Source organism: Pseudomonas sp. (assembly GCF_040514055.1).
Lineage (GTDB): Bacteria > Pseudomonadota > Gammaproteobacteria > Pseudomonadales > Pseudomonadaceae > Aquipseudomonas.
On the sequence record NZ_JBEVDL010000014.1, the window covers coordinates 90,462 to 107,028 of the forward strand.

Sequence of the window (16,567 nt, forward strand, 5' to 3'; positions counted from 1 at the left end):
TTATACCTGAGCAGGGACCTCACGCGCCAGTTGAGGTCGGATTCGCGCGAGAAACAGTACGGCTGAGCAGTTCGCGCAGTTGCTCTTTCTCCGTCGGGTTGAGTTCACTTTGACGGGCTTTTCGCAGCAGATGTTCCAGGCTGCGCTCACGTTGACGGGCGGCCAGGCTAGTTATGGTGTCGAAAAACTGTTGTTCAAGGTTGTCCGCCTGAATCAGCCATTCCTTTTCCGCCAGGGCCTGCAGCAAGCGGCCCTGGTCGGTGCCGTGCCAGCGTGCGATCAGTTGCAGCGAGCGTAATTTCGGGTTTTTTTGCAGGGCGCCGAGCAAGGCCACCAGCAATTGAGCATAGGTGTCATTTTCGGCGGCGAAGTGACTGGCGTCCTCGACCTTATGCGCCAGCTCGGGGTGATGCAGCAGGGTGCGCAGTGCGGTCAGGGTCGGTGATTCGACCGGTGCGGCGATCCGCGGCCCACGTGGCGTGAAGTCGGCCTGGCCTTTTTTCTTCCAGTTCTTGTCCTTGCTCCAGGGTTTGTCCCCGGTGTTGTCCCATTTTTTCTCGCGCTTGGGCGGGTAGCTCGCGTCGCCATAGCTGGGCGGCTCGTCGTACGCCTGGCTGCTGTCGTAGTAGCCGTGGTCATCGAGGCTGGGCAGGGGGGCGCCGGGCGGCATCGCTGCCGAGGGCGCTTGGGACTCGCCGCTCAGGCCGGTCAGTTCGGTCAGGCGTTGGCGCATCAGCGCGCGCAGGTTGGCCCCTGGGACCTTGTCGATCAGCGGCGCGGCCAGGGTCGCCAGGTGGGCCTTGCCCTCCAGCGAGCGCGGGTCGGCTTCGTCGGTCAGTTGCTGGAAGAAATAGTCGGCCAGGGGCTGCGCCTGTTGGGTAATGCGCGCGCGGAAGGCATCGGTGCCTTCGCTGCGCACCAGGCTGTCCGGGTCCTCGCCTTCGGGGAGAAACAGGAAGCGCGCGCGGCGGCCGTCCTGCAGGCAGGGCAGGGCCGCTTCCAGGGCGCGCCAGGCGGCCTTGCGCCCGGCCTGGTCGCCATCGAAGCAGAACAATACGCTGGGAACCACGCGGAACAGGCGCTTGAGGTGTTCTTCGCTGGTGGCGGTGCCGAGGGTCGCGACGGCATTGCGCAGCCCCTGCTGGGCCAGGGCGATGACGTCCATATAGCCCTCGACCACCAGGATTTCGTCCAGGTCGCGGTTGCTTTTACGGGCTTCGTAAAGCCCGTAAAGCTCCTGGCCCTTGTGAAACACCGGCGTCTCCGGGGAGTTCAGGTACTTGGGTTTGTCGTCCCCCAGCACCCGGCCGCCAAAGGCGATGATGCGCCCGCGACTGTCGCGAATGGGGAATATCACCCGGTCGCGGAAGCGGTCGTAGCGTTTGCCGGTTTCGGCGTTTTCGATCAGCAGGCCGGCCTCGATCATGGCCTTCTGCTGCAAGGCGTCGCTGCCCAGGTGCTTGTGCAGGTTGTCCCAGCCAGGCGGGGCGAACCCCAGGCCGAAGTCGCGGGCGATTTCGCCAGACAGGCCGCGGCCCTTGAGGTAATCCACCGCGGCCTTGCGCGAGGGATGGTGTTTTAGCGCATGGCGGTAGAAGTCGGCGGCCGCGGTCAGCAGCGGATACAGCGGCGAGTCGCCGGACTGGCGCGGTTTCTGTGGGCGTCCGCCGCTTTCTTCGCGGGGTACTTCCATGCCGGCGGCCTTGGCCAGGTCCTCGACGGCCTGGGGGAAATCCAGGTTGTCGTGGTCCATGACAAACCCCAACGCATTGCCGCCGGCGCCGCAGCCAAAGCAGTAGTAGAACTGCTTGTCCGGGCTGACGCTGAACGAGGGGGTTTTTTCCTTGTGAAACGGGCAGCAGGCGCTGAAATTTTTACCGGTCTTTTTCAGCTGGACGCGCGAGCTGACCACGTCGACGATGTCGGTGCGGTTGAGCAGGTCGTCGATAAAACCCTGAGGAATAAGCCCGGCCATGGCGTTCTCGTGATCGGTCGAGTCGCCAGCATAGCTGCGGCGGAATTAGGAGGACAGGGCGGCTTTAAGCTGTTGGCTGACCAGTGCCATGTCGGCGCGACCCTGAACCAGCGGGCGCAACAGCATCATGACCTTGCCCATGTCCGGCATGCCTTGGGCGCCGCTGTCGACGATGGCCTGCTCGATCAGGTTGCGGACCTCGGCTTCGCTCAGGGGGCTGGGCATAAAGGCCTGCAGCACGACAATTTCAGCGGCTTCGACATCGGCCAGGTCTTTACGGCCCGCGTCGCTGAATTGACGAAAGGAATCGCGGCGCTGCTTGATCATCTTGTCGAGGATCAGCAAGAACCGTGCGTCGTCCACTTCGACTCGCTCGTCAATTTCGACGCGCTTGATGTCGGAGAGGGCCAGACGCAACGTCATCAGACGTGGCTTATCCTGGGCGCGCATGGCGTCCTTGATAGCGTCCGTAAGACGGGTCTTGAGGTTGGAGTCGGTCATGCCGGCAACCCGGCAATCAGCCGGGCGTGGCAAAAGCTGACAGCGTGCGTCTGTAAATTAATACAGGCGTACGGCGCGGCGCTGTTCGCGCTGCACTTTCTTGGCGTGACGCTTGACTGCAGCGGCAGCCTTGCGCTTGCGCTCGGACGTGGGCTTTTCATAGAACTCACGGCTACGGACTTCAGCCAGAACACCGGCTTTTTCGCAGGAGCGCTTGAAACGACGCAGAGCGACGTCGAAGGGTTCGTTCTCTTTAACTTTGACGGCTGGCATCCAAAACTACCTTAATTAATTACCGGTGGTGAACGTGCTCCTGGCATTAAAAGGCACTGGGAGTACGTCGGTTTTCAAGGGTTGCGGATGTTACCGCCTTGGCGCCAGGAATGCAAAGCCTCTGATCGAAAACCGCTGGCCGGGGCCCGGGACGGCGCTTATCATGCGCGCCTTCGAATTGGCCGAGCCTGAAGGCGCACCCATGCTAGTACTGGGATTGGAAACCTCCTGCGATGAAACCGGGGTCGCGCTGTACGACAGCGAGCGTGGGCTGCTGGCCGATGCGCTGTTCAGTCAGATCGACCTGCACCGTGTCTACGGCGGGGTGGTGCCGGAGTTGGCCTCGCGCGATCACGTCAAGCGCATGCTGCCGTTGATTCGCCAGGTGTTGCAGGAAGGCGGCTGTGTGGCGGGCGAGATCGACGCGCTGGCCTATACAGCCGGCCCTGGCCTGGTCGGCGCCTTGCTGGTCGGCGCCTCCTGCGCCCAGGCGCTGGCCTTCGCCTGGGATATTCCGGCCCTGGGCGTGCACCATATGGAAGGCCACCTGTTGGCGCCGATGCTCGAGGAGCAGCCGCCGGAGTTCCCGTTCGTCGCCTTGCTGGTGTCCGGTGGCCATACCCAGTTGGTACGCGTCGATGGCATCGGCCGTTATCAGTTGCTCGGCGAGTCGCTGGACGATGCCGCTGGCGAAGCGTTCGACAAGACCGCCAAACTGATAGGCCTGGACTACCCGGGCGGCCCGGAGATCGCGCGCCTGGCGCTGAGCGGTACGCCGGGCCGCTTCGTTTTCCCGCGGCCGATGACCGACCGTCCGGGCCTGGACTTGAGCTTCAGCGGCCTCAAGACCTTTGCCCTGAACACTTGGCAGCAGTGCCGCAGCGCTGAAGACGACGGTGAGCAAACCCGTTGCGACATCGCCCTGGCCTTCCAGCAGGCGGTGGTGGAGACTCTGACCATCAAATGCAAGCGTGCCCTCAAGCAAACCGGGCTCAAGCGCCTGGTGATCGCCGGGGGCGTCAGTGCCAATAGCGCACTGCGCGCGGCCTTGCAGGGCATGCTGGAGGGGCTGGGCGGGCAGGTTTTTTATGCCCGTCCGGCGTTCTGCACCGACAACGGCGCGATGATCGCCTATGCCGGCTGCCAGCGGTTGCTGGCCGGGCAGCACGAGGGCCCGGCCATCACGGTTCAGCCGCGTTGGCCCATGGAGCAGCTGGCGCCGCTGTAAGCCAGCCGTATAGTCCGCTCGAGGGCTGCGTAAGGCTCCGTGGATCAAGCCGGGCGCATGCCTTAAAAGTGCCGTTCATGACCACTGAACAGGTCGCGCAGGTTGGCGCGGTGGCGCCAGACGATCAGCCCCGTCAGCACGCTCATGGGCAGCAAGGCCGGCGGATGCTGCCAGGCCAGCAGGGGCAGGGTCAGCGGCGTGGCGATCAGTGAGGCCAGCGAACTGGTGCGGGTCAAGGCGAAGGTCAGCAGCCAGGCCGCGGCCGCCAGGGCCGCCGCGGGTGGGTAGACGCCCAGCAGCATGCCGGCGGCAGTGGCCACGCCCTTGCCGCCGCGAAAACGGAAATACAGCGGATACAAATGGCCGACCACCGCGGCCAGGCCGATCCAGGCCTGCTGCTGCGGCCCCAGGCCCAGGTGGCCGGCGAACCAGACGGGCAGCAGCCCCTTGAGCACATCACCGAGCAGGGTCAGCAAGGCCAGTTTGCGTCCGGCGACGCGCAGCATATTGGTCGCCCCGGGGTTGCCCGAACCGCTGGCGCGTGGATCGGGTCGACCCGCCAGGCGGCTGAGCAGAATGGCGAAGGACAGCGAGCCGAGCAGGTAGGCGAGGGTTGTCAGCAACCAGAACATGCGAGGCTTTCCGGGCGATAAAGCCGGGATTCTAGCAGGCGCTGCCAAGCGGCTACGAGGGCCGGTCCGCCTGGCTGCGACGGGCAGTGCAGATTGCGCTGGGGCCGCGGGCCGATTCAGGCGAGAATGCCGGCTGTCCCGCGGTGTGTGCTGACAGGGTGGCCTGGTCGAACGAACAGGTCGGAACCGCTTGAATAAGGGCGACGGGTGCGCCCCGTGCGATGGAGAACAATGTTGGACAGAGTGTTTATCGACGGCCTGGAGGTCGACACCGTGATCGGCGCCTACGACTGGGAGCGAGGCATTCGCCAATGCCTGCGACTGGACCTGTCCTTCGCCTGGGATAATCGCCCTGCCGCGGCGACCGATGACCTGAGCAAGGCACTCGACTACGCCTCGGTGTCCACGCGCATCCAGGCCTTCGCCGAGCAGGCGCAGTTCCAACTGGTGGAAACCTTCGCCGAGCGCCTGGCCGAGACCCTGATGAGTGAATTCCAGATTCCCTGGCTGCGCCTGCGCCTGACCAAGCCTGGTGCTGTTGCCGCCGCCACCGGGGTTGGCGTGGAGATCGAGCGCGGATGCCGCTGATACCGATTTTTCTCGGGCTCGGCAGCAACAGCGAGCGTGAAGCGCACCTGTGCGCCGGACTCGAGGCGCTGGCTGGCTTTGTCCAGTCGCTGCGCTGTTCGCCGGTGTTCGAGAGCCAGGCGGTAGGCATCAAGAGCGGGCCCTTTTTTAACCTGGTGGTTTCGGGTTATACCGACTTGCCGCTGATCGAGCTGGACCGGCGGTTGAAGTTTATCGAGGCCGACAATGGTCGCTACGCACCGGCGCGCAAGGGCTTGCCCCTGGATATCGATGTGCTGCTGTACGGCGAGCAAGTCGGCAACTTCGATGGCCTGCAGTTGCCGCGCGCGGAAATCCTCTGCAATGCCTTTGTGCTCTGGCCGCTGGCGTTGTTGGCGCCCGAGACGCGTCACCCCGCTGTGGAGCGGACCTTCGCCGATCTTTGGGGCAGCGCGCAGATCGACCAGCAGCTGTGGCCAGTGGCCTTCCAATGGCGTGGCAGCGAGCTGACGCCCGCCGCCCTGCAGCAGGCTTATCCGGCAGCCTGATCGGCTTCTGGCGCAAGCCCAGGCTTAGCTCCCCGCCCGCGTCCGCACCGAATAGGCCGCCCACGCTCGTGCTCAATGCAGCCACGCATGGCGGGCTGTCGCTGGACGGCGCGCCGAGGCCGCCCTCCGTGCTTACGTTCTCGTCGGTGCCGCCGCCGTGCTACGGCTCGCCCTGGGCCTGCTTGTAGGTTTTAAGCGCCTTGAGCCGCGCCAGGCTCAAGGCTTCGCCCAGGGCCGCTCCTTTGAATCCCTCGGCCAGCAGCGGTTGCACTGGTACCGCGCGCGCTGCCGCTGCCGCGCCGCGCAGGTAGTCGGCCTGGGGATAGGCACGTCGCTCCAGGCCCAGGCGTCCGCGGGCATCCATTTCGCAGGCGGCGAGAAATTCGTCGAAACGCTCGGGGCGCCGGTAGATGTCGAACGCCTGCAGCAGCTTGAGCAGGGTAGAGGCCTTGAGTTCCTGTGCCCGGTGGCAATGGGTGTGGTATTGGCCAACCAGCAGGGCCAGCTCCTGGCAGTCGCGGGGGGCCTTGAAGCGTTGGTTGACGGCCTGGATCAGCGGCAGTCCGAGGTTTTCGTGGTCGAAGTGGCGCGGCCATTCTTCGGCCGGTGTCTGCGCCTTGCCCAGGTCGTGTAGCAGGCAGGCCCAGCGTACCGTCAGCGGTTGGGCCTGTTCGGCGCACTGGCGCAGCACGGCGAGTATATGTGCCCCCGTATCGATTTCCGGGTGATGAGCGGCGGGCTGGGGTATGCCGAACAGGGCCTGGACCTCGGGCAGCAGCACCTGCAGGGCGCCACAGTCGCGCAGGACCTGGATAAACACGTCCGGGCGTTCCTCGAGCAGCGCGCGGGACATTTCTTTCCAACTGCGTTCCGGGGTCAGGGCTTGCAGCTCGCCTGACTCGGCCAGCTGGCGCATCAGGGCCAGGGTTTGCGCGGCCACGCTGAACCCCAGGGGGGCATAACGGGCGGCAAAACGGGCCACACGCAATACCCGCAGCGGGTCCTCGGCAAACGCCGGGGCGACATGGCGCAAGAGCCGATTGGCGAGGTCGCGCTGGCCGCCGTAGGGGTCTGTCACCTGGCCGTGTTCATCCTCGGCCATGGCGTTGATGGTCAGGTCGCGGCGGATCAGGTCTTCTTCAAGAGTCACATCGGGGTTGGCGAAAAAAGTGAAACCGCCATAGCCGCGGCCGCTCTTGCGCTCGGTGCGGGCCAGGGCATATTCCTCGCCGGTCTCGGGGTGCAGGAAGACCGGAAAATCCTCGCCGACCGGGCGATACCCCTGGGCCAGCATGTCTTCGGCGCGGGCACCGACCACCACCCAGTCGATATCGGTGACCGGTCGCCCGAGCAGGCGGTCGCGCACCGCGCCGCCGACCTTGTAAATGCGCATGACTTGACTCCTCCGTTAGCCGGCCAGCATACCCGCTGGCGGGCGTCACGGCGCGTCGGTCTGTCGCGGTAGCGTCTGCAGCAGCGTCTCGACGGCCTGCTCCAGGGTGTCGGCGTCCGCCGCGGTGTTGGCGGGCGCCAGCACGCCCTCGCCGCTGGCCTCCCAGAGGATCCGCTGCTTCAGGTCGGTCAGGCGCACGGACAGACGGGTCTGTTGTTCCGGCAGGCGATGAACGGCTTGGGAGGGGCCCAGGGGCATGGGGGCTGGGGCGTTAACCGACCATTGGCGGGCGCCGGTGTCGGTGTCCAGTGCGTACAGCAGGACGAACTGCGGCGAGGGGCTGTCCCGATAACCTCGCCGCTCAAGGGCTTGGCTCAGCAGCTGGGCCAGGGTTGCATCGGGCTCCCCTGTCGTAGGCTGCACGGTAAACCGCTGCAGCCCCGCCAGCGCCGGGTCGGCGGGCTGCAGCACATGGCTGCTGAAGCGGGCCGTGGTGCCGCACGCCAGCAGGGCCAGACTGAACAACAAGGGGGTTGCAAGCCGCACCCTGTGCCTGTGCACGGGGCGGATCTGGCCGTGTCGCGGCGCAGGGGGCTGCCCCGTCATATGGGTGGAAGCATCAGGTCGAGCCGCGGGTAGTCGACTTCGCCATCCCGCTCGCTTTTGGGTGGGACATGATGGGTGGAGACCAACTGCTCGCCCTGCAGGGTTTCCAGGTGGATATCGAACCCCCACAGACGGTGCAGGTGCTTGAGGACCTCGTCGGTGGACTCGCCCAGGGGTTTGCGGTCGTGCTGCTGATGACGCAGGGTCAGGGAGCGGTCGCCGCGCCGGTCGATGCTCCAGATCTGTACGTTGGGCTCGCGATTGCCCAGGTTGTACTGGGCGGCCAGGGTTTCGCGGATGGTGCGATAGCCGTTTTCGTCATGGATGGCGGGCACCAGCAGTTGGTCCTGCTGGTCGTCGTCGAGGATGCTGAACAGCTTCAGGTCGCGAATGACCTGGGGGGACAGGTACTGCAGGATAAAACTCTCGTCCTTGAAACTCTTCATGGCGAATTTCAGCGTGGCCAACCAATCGCTGCCGGCGATGTCCGGGAACCAGTGGCGGTCCTCCTCCGTGGGTTTCTCGCAGATCCGGCGGATGTCGCGGTACATGGCGAAACCCAGGGCATAGGGGTTGATGCCGCTGTAGTAGGGGCTGTCGAAGGACGGCTGGTAGACCACGCTGGTGTGCGACTGCAGGAACTCCATCATAAAACCGTCGGTCACCAGGCCCTCGTCATACAAGTCGTTCATCAGCGTGTAGTGCCAGAAGGTCGCCCAGCCTTCGTTCATCACCTGGGTCTGGCGCTGGGGGTAGAAGTACTGGGCGATCTTGCGCACGATCCGAATCACTTCGCGTTGCCAGGGCTCCAGCAGCGGGGCGTGTTTCTCGAGGAAATACAGGATGTTTTCCTGGGGCTCGGACGGAAACCGCTTGTTGTCCTTGTCGCTGCCCTTGCCGGCGCTCTTGGGAATGGTGCGCCAGAGGTCGTTGATCTGTTTCTGCAGATGCTCTTCACGGTCCTTCTGCCGGCGCCGTTCTTCTTCGGCGGAAATCGGATAGGGTCGCTTGTAACGGTCCACCCCGTAATTCATCAGTGCGTGGCAGGAGTCGAGCAGGTCTTCCACGGCGTCGATACCGTGCCGCTCCTCGCACTGCATGATGTACTGCTTGGCGAAGACCAGGTAATCGATGATGGAGCTGGCGTCGGTCCAGGTACGGAACAGGTAGTTGCCCTTGAAAAAACTGTTGTGCCCGTAGCAGGCGTGGGCCACCACCAGGGCCTGCATGCAGATGGTGTTTTCTTCCATCAGGTAAGCGATGCAGGGGTCGGAGTTGATCACGATTTCGTAGGCCAGGCCCATCTGGCCCCGGCTGTAGGATTTCTCGGTGCTGAGAAAGTGTTTGCCGTAGGACCAATGGTGGTAGCCCAGCGGCATGCCCACCGAGGCATAGGCGTCCATCATCTGCTCGGCGGTGATCACCTCGATCTGGTTGGGGTAGGTGTCCAGGGCATAGCCCTGGGCGATGCGGCCGATTTCCCGGTCATAAGCCTGGATCAGCTCGAAGGTCCATTCGGAGCCGGTGGACAGCGGCTGGCGTTTACTCTCGCGCGGCTTCATGGCGAAGGCCCTCAGGTAACCAGTCGGCGCTGGAACAGTTCGCGGAACACCGGATAGATGTCTCCCGCGGACACCAGCTGCTGTTGGGCAAAACTGTCGGAAAACGCCGCGCTCACCTGCTCGTACTCGAACCACAGCGCCTGGTGCTCGCGTGGGGTGATTTCGACGTAGGTGAAATACTGCACAAAAGGCATGATTTGCTTGAGCAGGATGTCCCGGCAGATCGGTGAATCGTCGTTCCAGTTGTCGCCGTCGGACGCCTGGGCGGCATAGATATTCCATTCGTTGGTCGGATAACGCTCGGCCATGATCTCCTGCATCATCTTCAGGGCGCTGGACACTATGGTGCCGCCGGTCTCGCGAGAGTAGAAAAACTCCTCCTCGTCGACTTCCCGGGCGCTGGTGTGATGGCGGATGAACACCACCTCGATCTTGTCGTAGTTACGCTTGAGGAACAGGTACAGCAGGATGAAAAAGCGCTTGGCGATGTCCTTGGTGGCCTGGGTCATGGAGCCGGACACGTCCATCAGGCAGAACATCACCGCCTTGGAACTGGGGTTGGGGTGCTTGACCAGCAGGTTGTACTTAAGGTCGAAGGTGTCGAGGAAGGGCACTTTCTTGATCCGCCCGCGCAAGCGCAGCACCTCGGCCTCCATTAGCTGAATATCGCCGAAATTGTCCGGTTCTTCCCGCTGCAGGCGTTCCAGCTCCGCCTGGGCAAGCTTGAGCTTGTTACGGCTGCTGCCCGACAACGCGATACGCCGCGCATGGGCCGAGCGCAGGGTACGCACGATATTGATACGCGACGGATTGCCTTCGTTGCTGATCCCCGCGCGCACCGTCTTGAAGGTGTCGGTACCGGTCAGGTGACGTTTGACCAGGTTCGGTAACTCGAGGTCCTCGAACATAAAGTCGAGGAACTCCTCCTGGGTGATCTGGAAGACGAACTCATCCATGCCCTCGCCAGAATTGCTGGCTTTGCCCGGCCCCTTGCCGCCAGCGCCACCGGGGGGTCTGGGAATGCGCTCGCCGCTGGTGAACTCCTTGTTCCCCGGGTGCACCACCGTCTGCTTGCCGCCCCGCCCATGGTGCAGCACCGGCTCGTCGATGTCGCGGCCGGGGATGCTGATCTGTTCACCGTGCTCCATGTCGGTGATGGAGCGGCGGCTGACCGCTTCCTCCACCGCCTTTTTGATGTGGTCACGGTAGCGCCGTAAGAAGCGCTGACGGTTCACCGTGCTTTTGTTCTTGCCGTTCAATCGACGGTCGATCACATAGCTCATAGGCCCCTCCGGGGAGCTGCAGGGCACAAGCCGCAAGCTGCAAGGGCGCTTGGGTCAACCTGAGCGCCAGGCTTGCAGCGCAGGGCTTGCCGCGTATCGCTGCCTTACTGCGACTTTCTGACCCGCAGATACCACTCGGACAGCAGGCGCACCTGTTTGTCCGTGTAGCCGCGCTCGACCATGCGTGTGACGAAGTCGTTGTGCTTCTGTTGGTCCTCCTTGCTCGCCTTGGCATTGAAGCTGATGACCGGCAACAGGTCCTCGGTGTTGGAGAACATTTTCTTCTCGATCACCACCCGCAGTTTTTCGTAACTGAGCCAGGTGGGGTTCTTGCCATTGTTGTTGGCGCGGGCACGCAGCACGAAATTGACGATTTCGTTGCGGAAATCTTTCGGATTGCTGATGCCAGCCGGCTTTTCGATCTTCTCCAGTTCCTCGTTGAGGGCCACGCGGTTGAGGATTTCGCCGGTTTCCGGGTCGCGGTATTCCTGGTCCTGGATCCAGAAGTCGGCATACAGCACGTAGCGGTCGAAGATGTTCTGCCCGTACTCGCTGTAGGACTCGAGGTAGGCAGTCTGGATTTCCTTGCCGATGAATTCGATGTAACGCGGCGCCAGGTACTCCTTGATGTAGCGCAGGTAGCGCTCGCGCACTTCGGCGGGAAATTGTTCCTGCTCGATTTGCTGTTCCAGCACATACAGCAGATGCACCGGGTTGGCGGCGATCTCGTGGGGGTCGAAGTTGAACACCTTGGACAAGATCTTGAAGGCGAAGCGGGTCGACAGGCCGTTCATGCCTTCATCCACCCCGGCGGTGTCGCGGTACTCCTGAATCGACTTGGCCTTGGGGTCGGTGTCCTTGAGGTTCTCGCCATCGTAGACGCGCATCTTGGAGTAGACGTTGGAGTTGTCCGGCTCCTTCAGGCGCGACAATACCGAGAACTGGGCGAGCATTTTCAGGGTGTCCGGCGCGCAATGGGCCTTGGCCAGCGAGCTGTTGAACAGCAACTTGTCGTAAATTTTGATCTCATCGTTGACCCGCAGGCAGTAGGGGACCTTGACGATGTAGATCCGGTCGATAAAGGCTTCGTTATTCTTGTTGTTGCGGAAGCTGTGCCATTCCGACTCGTTGGAGTGGGCCAGCAGAATGCCCATGAAAGGGATCGCGCCGAGCCCCTCGGTGCTGTTGTAGTTACCTTCCTGGGTGGCGGTGAGCAGGGGGTGCAGGACCTTGATCGGCGCCTTGAACATCTCGACGAATTCCATCATGCCCTGGTTGGCGCGGCACAAGGCACCGGAGTAGCTGTAGGCATCGGCGTCGTTCTGCGGGAATTCCTCCAGCTTGCGGATATCGACCTTGCCGACCAGGGCGGAGATGTCCTGGTTGTTGTCATCACCCGGTTCGGTCTTGGCGACCGCGATCTGGTTGAGGATCGAGGGATAGAGTTTGACCACGCGGAACTGGCTGATATCGCCACCGAACTCGGCGAGGCGCTTGGTCGCCCAGGGCGACATGATGGTGGAGAGGTAGCGCCGTGGAATGCCGAAGTCCTCTTCGAGGATGGCACCATCCTCGGTGGGGTTGAACAGCCCCAGGGGCGACTCGAAGACCGGTGAGCCCTTGATTGCGTAAAAGGGGACCTTCTCCATCAGTTGCTTGAGCTTTTCCGCCAATGACGACTTGCCGCCGCCGACCGGGCCGAGCAGATAGAGGATCTGCTTCTTCTCCTCGAGACCCTGGGCGGCATGGCGGAAGAACGACACGATCTGGTCGATGCACTCTTCCATGCCATGAAAATCTTCGAAGGTCGGGTAACGGCGGATGACCTTGTTGGAGAAGATTCGCGACAACCGCGAGTTGGTCGACGTGTCCAGCAGCTCGGGTTCGCCGATGGCCAACAGCAGGCGCTCGGCGGCGGTGGCGTAGGTGCTGCGATCCTGTTTGCACAACTCCAGGTATTCTTGAAGGCTGTACTCTTCCTGACGAGTCGCTTCGAAGCGCTGTTGGAAGTGGCTAAAGATACTCATGACGTCACCTCGCTGATACTCGGAGCCGGCGCGATATCGGTCGGGCGGGTGCTGGTATCGGTCGACGGGACAGTCGATATGATTCCCCCAGAACACCAAAAAGATCGCTGCCGATAGCCCGGAAGCCGGTGTGCCGGCTTTCCCCTGTTTTGGATGGCCTGAGGCTAAGGATAGTTCGGAATCGGGCTTATCAAGGGGCAAGGCACAAGAAGAGCCGCAGATGGCTCTCGCCAGGGACCCTGCAGGCTAGGGCTGGCGCGGCTTGGACGGGCGGAAAAAAATATTGCGAAGGCTCTGCAACGGTCATTTCCACCCGGTTTCCGGGGTGCGGGGACGCAGGTCCAGGCGGGCGATTTCAGTCCTGGTTCGCGCTCGCCGTTTCCGCCGGGTAGCTGGTGCGCCAGAGTTCGAAGCCGCCATCGAGGCTGTAGACCTGGGAAAACCCCTGGCTGGCGAGATAGGCCGCGGCGCCCTGGCTCGAGTTGCCGTGGTAGCAGGCTACGATCAGCGGCTGATCCAAGTCGGCCTGGGTGATGAAGTCGTGCAGGGACTGATTGTCCAGGTGGTGCGAGCCGGCGATATGCCCCTGGGCGTAACTGTGCGGGTCGCGGATGTCCACCACCACCGCGCCTTGTTGGCGCAGGGCCTGGGCTTGCGCGGGAGGGATGCGTTGGAACTCGTTCATGGGAGGCACTCTTAGGCTGTCCAAAGGGTCGGGGCACCTGGCCAGGTGATCCTGTCGGCTAGGCGACGCTCCGGGTCGGTTTTTCGGGGCTGCAGTCACAGCGATGGCGTTCGCCACTGTCAAGGTTCAGCAGGGTCATGGCGCCGCCCCAGACGCAGCCGGTGTCGAGGGCGAACAGCCCCGGCTCGTTGCACTGGCCTTCCAGCGCGGCCCAATGCCCGAAGACCAGCTTGAGGCCGCGGGTCTTGCGTTCAGGGTGACTGAACCAGGGGGCGAAGCCGGGCGGGGCGGTGCCGATACCCTCCTTGCTTTTGAGGTCCAGGGTGCCGTCGGCCTTGCAAAAGCGCATGCGGGTGAAGTAATTGGTGATGATGCGCAGGCGGCTGATGCCGCGCAACTCCCGGTGCCATTTGGCCGGTTCGTTGCCGTACATGCCCTCGAGAAACAGCGGTAGGCGCTCGTCGTCCTGCAGCGCTTGCTCGACCTCAGCGGCGTATTTCAGCGCTTTTTTCAGCGACCACTGGGGTGGGATGCCGGCGTGTACCAGGGCCGTGCCGCGGCCTTCGTCGTAGTGCAGCAGTTTCTGCCGGCGCAGCCAATCGAGGAGCAGGTCCCGGTCCGGCGCCTCGAGTATCTCGCGCAGCGTATCGGTTTTCTTCAGGCGCTCGATACGCTGCGCCGCTGCCAGCAGGTGCAGGTCGTGATTGCCGAGCACACAGGTCACCGCCTCGCGCATGCCATAGAGGAAGCGCAGGGTGTCCAGGGATTGCGGGCCCCGGTTGACCAAATCGCCCACCAGCCACAGGCGATCCTGGTGCGGATCGAAGGCCACGCGCTGCAGCAAGCACTGCAAGGGTGCCAGGCAGCCTTGCAGGTCACCGACGGCGTATACCGCCATTAATGCAGGGCCCCGGGCACGGCGAGACGGAAGGGTGCGATCACCGCGTCGAACTGTTTGCCGTCATCGGCCAGCATCTGGTAGCTGCCCTGCATGGTGCCGACCCGGGTGGTCATAAGGGTGCCGCTGCTGTACGTGTGGCTCTGGCCGGCGGCGATCAGCGGTTGCTGGCCAATCACGCCGGGGCCGCGCACTTCCTGCTTGCGGCCGTCGCCATCGGTGATCAGCCAATACCGCGATTGCAGCTTGGCGGGCAGCTGCCCATTGTTCTGGATGGTCACGGTGTAGGCGAACGCGAAGCGGTTCTGTTCCGGCTCCGATTGCTCGGGGAGATAGCGGGTGATAACGCTGACGTCGATTTGATAACGGGGATCGGACATGGGGGGCTCTGAATAACAAAACGGCCTAAAACGCGAGTTTAGGCCCTGTTGCGCTGCTATTGCGACCGACAATGCCTCACTGGGCGCTGTGCGCCGTACTCTGTTCGCTCAAACGGTCGGCCAGACGGACGAAAGCGGCCAGGTCGAGCTGCTCCGGGCGCAGGCTGCCATCGACCCCGGCGGCTTCGATGGCCTCGCTGTCGAGCAATGCCTTGAGCGTGTTGCGCAGGGTTTTGCGGCGCTGGTTGAAGGCCTCGCGCACCACTCGCTCGAGCAGCTTGTGGTCCTTGGCCGGGTGCGGCAGTTCGGCGTGCGGCACCAGGCGCACGATCGCCGAGTCGACCTTGGGCGCCGGCTTGAACGCCCCGGAGCCGACATTGAACAGGTGCTCCACCTGGCAGTGGTACTGCACCATGATCGACAGGCGGCCCCAGTCACCCCCGCCGGGGGTGGCAGCCAGGCGCTCGACCACTTCCTTCTGCAGCATGAAGTGCATGTCACGAAACAGGTGCGCGTGGTCGAGCAGGTGGAAAATCAGCGGCGTCGAGATGTTGTACGGCAGGTTGCCAACCACCCGCAGGCCCTGTGGTTCGCTGCCCAGGCTGGCGAAGTCGAACTTCAGCGCGTCGCCCTGGTGCAGGGTGAAACCTGGGGTGTTGCCGAACTGGTGGGCGAGAATTGGAATCAGGTCCAGGTCCAGCTCCACCACGTCCAGGCGCGCCCCGCTGGCCAGCAGGCCTTCAGTCAGCGCGCCCTGGCCCGGGCCGATCTCGACCAGGCGATCGCCGGGCAGTGCATGGATGGCGCGCAAGATCCGATGGATCACCCCGGCGTCATGCAGGAAGTTCTGACCAAAGCGCTTGCGCGCGCGGTGCTGGTATTCGGACATCGGAACAGCTCCAGGCTTCAGGCCGCGCGCATCATGCCGCGTGGAAAGCGAAAAAGAAGGGCGGCAGCTTACCAGTTGCGGCGGGCGGCGGCACCCTGGCTAGGCCGCGCCGCGCGTGGCCATCGCCATTTGATAGGCGGTTTCCAGGGCCACCTGCAGGCTGCCGGTGTCGATGCGGCCGCTGCCGGCCAGGTCCAGCGCCGTGCCATGGTCGACCGACGTGCGGATGATCGGCAGGCCCAGGGTGACGTTCACCGCCGCGCCGAAGCCCTTGTATTTCAGCACCGGCAAGCCCTGGTCGTGGTACATGGCCAGCACGGCATCGCAATGCTCCAGGTATTTGGGGGTGAACAGGGTGTCGGCCGGCAACGGCCCGATCAGGTTCAGGCCTTCCAGGCGCAAGCGTGCCAGGGCCGGTTCGATCACCTCGATTTCTTCCCGTCCCAGGTGGCCCCCTTCGCCGGCGTGGGGGTTGAGGCCGCAGACCAGGATGCGTGGCGCGCGAATGCCGAACTTGGCGACCAGGTCGTCATGCAGGATGCGCGTCACCTGTTCCAGGCGTTCGCCAGTGATGGCATCCGCCACCTGGCGCAGCGGCAGGTGCGTGGTGACCAGCGCCACCCGCAGGCCGTGGGTGGCCAGCAGCATGACCACTTGTGGGCTATGGGTCAGCTCGGCGAGAAACTCGGTGTGCCCGGAAAACGCGATACCGGCCTGGTTGATCACCCCCTTGTGTACCGGGGCGGTGATCATGCCGGCGAAATGCCCATCCAGGCAGCCCTGGCCGGCCCGCGTCAGGGTCTCCAGTACATAGGCGGCATTCGCCGGGTCGAGTTGACCGGCCTGCGCCGGGGCCCGTAACGGTGTGTCCCAGACATACAGGCTGCCCGCGGTGGCCGGGGCGGACGGCCATTCACCGGGCCCGACTTCGATCAGCGCGATGTCCAGGCCCAGCTGCGTTGCGCGCTCGGCCAGCAGCGTTCGGCTGGCGATCGCCAGCAGTGGGTAGGGTGCGGCGGTGCGGGCCTGCAACAGGCACAAGTCGGGGCCGATGCCCGCGGGTTCGCCGGGGGTGAGTGCAAATAGCGGTGCTGTGCCCATGGAGGAGTACTCGCGGCAG

Annotated in this window: 17 protein-coding genes; 3 read left to right on the forward strand and 14 right to left on the reverse strand. The window is 63.8% G+C overall.

The features are described from left to right. Positions 1-19 precede the first annotated feature (19 nt). Genes dnaG through rpsU form a run of 3 tightly spaced genes read right to left on the reverse strand, consistent with a single transcriptional unit; the run spans position 20 to position 2,749 of the window. Entirely contained in the window at positions 20-1,975 is a 1,956-nt protein-coding gene (gene dnaG / locus ABWY06_RS04020; protein WP_353924278.1) for a DNA primase, read from the reverse strand. 45 nt (positions 1,976-2,020) lie between these two features. Continuing rightward, complete coding sequence (locus ABWY06_RS04025; protein ID WP_353924279.1) at positions 2,021-2,476, reverse strand: GatB/YqeY domain-containing protein; 456 nt, start codon at positions 2,474-2,476, stop codon at positions 2,021-2,023. 57 nt (positions 2,477-2,533) lie between these two features. Next, positions 2,534-2,749: a 30S ribosomal protein S21 gene (gene rpsU / locus ABWY06_RS04030; protein ID WP_002551877.1), complete on the reverse strand. Its 216-nt coding sequence runs from the start codon at positions 2,747-2,749 to the stop codon at positions 2,534-2,536. Positions 2,750-2,951: 202 nt separating this feature from the next. Between rpsU and tsaD the strand changes: the two genes are divergently transcribed. Beyond that, a complete protein-coding gene (tsaD, locus tag ABWY06_RS04035; RefSeq protein WP_353924331.1) occupies positions 2,952-3,977 on the forward strand; it encodes a tRNA (adenosine(37)-N6)-threonylcarbamoyltransferase complex transferase subunit TsaD in 1,026 nt (341 codons plus the stop codon). Positions 3,978-4,039: 62 nt separating this feature from the next. Here the strand turns inward: tsaD and plsY are convergent, their stop codons facing one another. Beyond that, positions 4,040-4,609, reverse strand: a complete 570-nt coding sequence (plsY, locus tag ABWY06_RS04040) for a glycerol-3-phosphate 1-O-acyltransferase PlsY (protein WP_353924280.1) — start codon at positions 4,607-4,609, stop codon at positions 4,040-4,042. 234 nt (positions 4,610-4,843) lie between these two features. Here plsY and folB point away from each other — a divergent pair, with 234 nt between their 5' ends. Both folB and folK read left to right on the forward strand, forming a co-directional pair. After that, positions 4,844-5,197 carry a dihydroneopterin aldolase gene (folB, locus tag ABWY06_RS04045; RefSeq protein WP_353924332.1) on the forward strand — a complete coding sequence of 118 codons (354 nt, stop codon included), beginning with the start codon at positions 4,844-4,846 and terminating at the stop codon, positions 5,195-5,197. Continuing rightward, positions 5,188-5,724 carry a 2-amino-4-hydroxy-6-hydroxymethyldihydropteridine diphosphokinase gene (gene folK / locus ABWY06_RS04050; protein WP_353924281.1) on the forward strand — a complete coding sequence of 179 codons (537 nt, stop codon included), beginning with the start codon at positions 5,188-5,190 and terminating at the stop codon, positions 5,722-5,724. The genes folB and folK overlap by 10 nt, the downstream gene beginning before the upstream one ends. A gap of 160 nt (positions 5,725-5,884) precedes the next feature. Here the strand turns inward: folK and ABWY06_RS04055 are convergent, their stop codons facing one another. The 10 genes from ABWY06_RS04055 to pdxA form a co-directional block, all read right to left on the reverse strand. Beyond that, positions 5,885-7,117 carry a multifunctional CCA addition/repair protein gene (locus ABWY06_RS04055; RefSeq protein WP_353924282.1) on the reverse strand — a complete coding sequence of 411 codons (1,233 nt, stop codon included), beginning with the start codon at positions 7,115-7,117 and terminating at the stop codon, positions 5,885-5,887. A 45-nt stretch (positions 7,118-7,162) separates the two neighbouring features. Further along, the gene (locus ABWY06_RS04060) at positions 7,163-7,645 is read right to left on the reverse strand and encodes a DUF4136 domain-containing protein (RefSeq protein WP_353924283.1); all 483 of its coding nucleotides are present in this window, start codon (positions 7,643-7,645) and stop codon (positions 7,163-7,165) included. 74 nt (positions 7,646-7,719) lie between these two features. Continuing rightward, the gene (locus tag ABWY06_RS04065; RefSeq protein WP_353924284.1) at positions 7,720-9,285 is read right to left on the reverse strand and encodes a SpoVR family protein; all 1,566 of its coding nucleotides are present in this window, start codon (positions 9,283-9,285) and stop codon (positions 7,720-7,722) included. An 11-nt stretch (positions 9,286-9,296) separates the two neighbouring features. Continuing rightward, entirely contained in the window at positions 9,297-10,568 is a 1,272-nt protein-coding gene (locus ABWY06_RS04070) for a YeaH/YhbH family protein (protein ID WP_353924285.1), read from the reverse strand. A 104-nt stretch (positions 10,569-10,672) separates the two neighbouring features. Next, positions 10,673-12,595 (reverse strand): PrkA family serine protein kinase, encoded by a 1,923-nt coding sequence (locus tag ABWY06_RS04075; protein ID WP_353924286.1) that lies wholly within the window; start codon positions 12,593-12,595, stop codon positions 10,673-10,675. A gap of 355 nt (positions 12,596-12,950) precedes the next feature. After that, on the reverse strand, positions 12,951-13,280 hold the full coding sequence (gene glpE, locus ABWY06_RS04080) for a thiosulfate sulfurtransferase GlpE (RefSeq protein ID WP_353924287.1): 330 nt from the start codon (positions 13,278-13,280) through the stop codon (positions 12,951-12,953). Positions 13,281-13,338: 58 nt separating this feature from the next. Beyond that, positions 13,339-14,178: a symmetrical bis(5'-nucleosyl)-tetraphosphatase gene (locus ABWY06_RS04085; RefSeq protein WP_353924288.1), complete on the reverse strand. Its 840-nt coding sequence runs from the start codon at positions 14,176-14,178 to the stop codon at positions 13,339-13,341. Next, positions 14,178-14,558 carry a Co2+/Mg2+ efflux facilitator ApaG/CorD gene (gene apaG / locus ABWY06_RS04090; protein ID WP_353924289.1) on the reverse strand — a complete coding sequence of 127 codons (381 nt, stop codon included), beginning with the start codon at positions 14,556-14,558 and terminating at the stop codon, positions 14,178-14,180. Before apaG ends, ABWY06_RS04085 begins: the two co-directional genes overlap by 1 nt. A 76-nt stretch (positions 14,559-14,634) precedes the next feature. Continuing rightward, positions 14,635-15,447 carry a 16S rRNA (adenine(1518)-N(6)/adenine(1519)-N(6))-dimethyltransferase RsmA gene (gene rsmA, locus ABWY06_RS04095; RefSeq protein ID WP_353924290.1) on the reverse strand — a complete coding sequence of 271 codons (813 nt, stop codon included), beginning with the start codon at positions 15,445-15,447 and terminating at the stop codon, positions 14,635-14,637. 99 nt (positions 15,448-15,546) lie between these two features. Then, positions 15,547-16,548, reverse strand: a complete 1,002-nt coding sequence (pdxA, locus tag ABWY06_RS04100; protein WP_353924291.1) for a 4-hydroxythreonine-4-phosphate dehydrogenase PdxA — start codon at positions 16,546-16,548, stop codon at positions 15,547-15,549. Positions 16,549-16,567 lie beyond the last annotated feature (19 nt).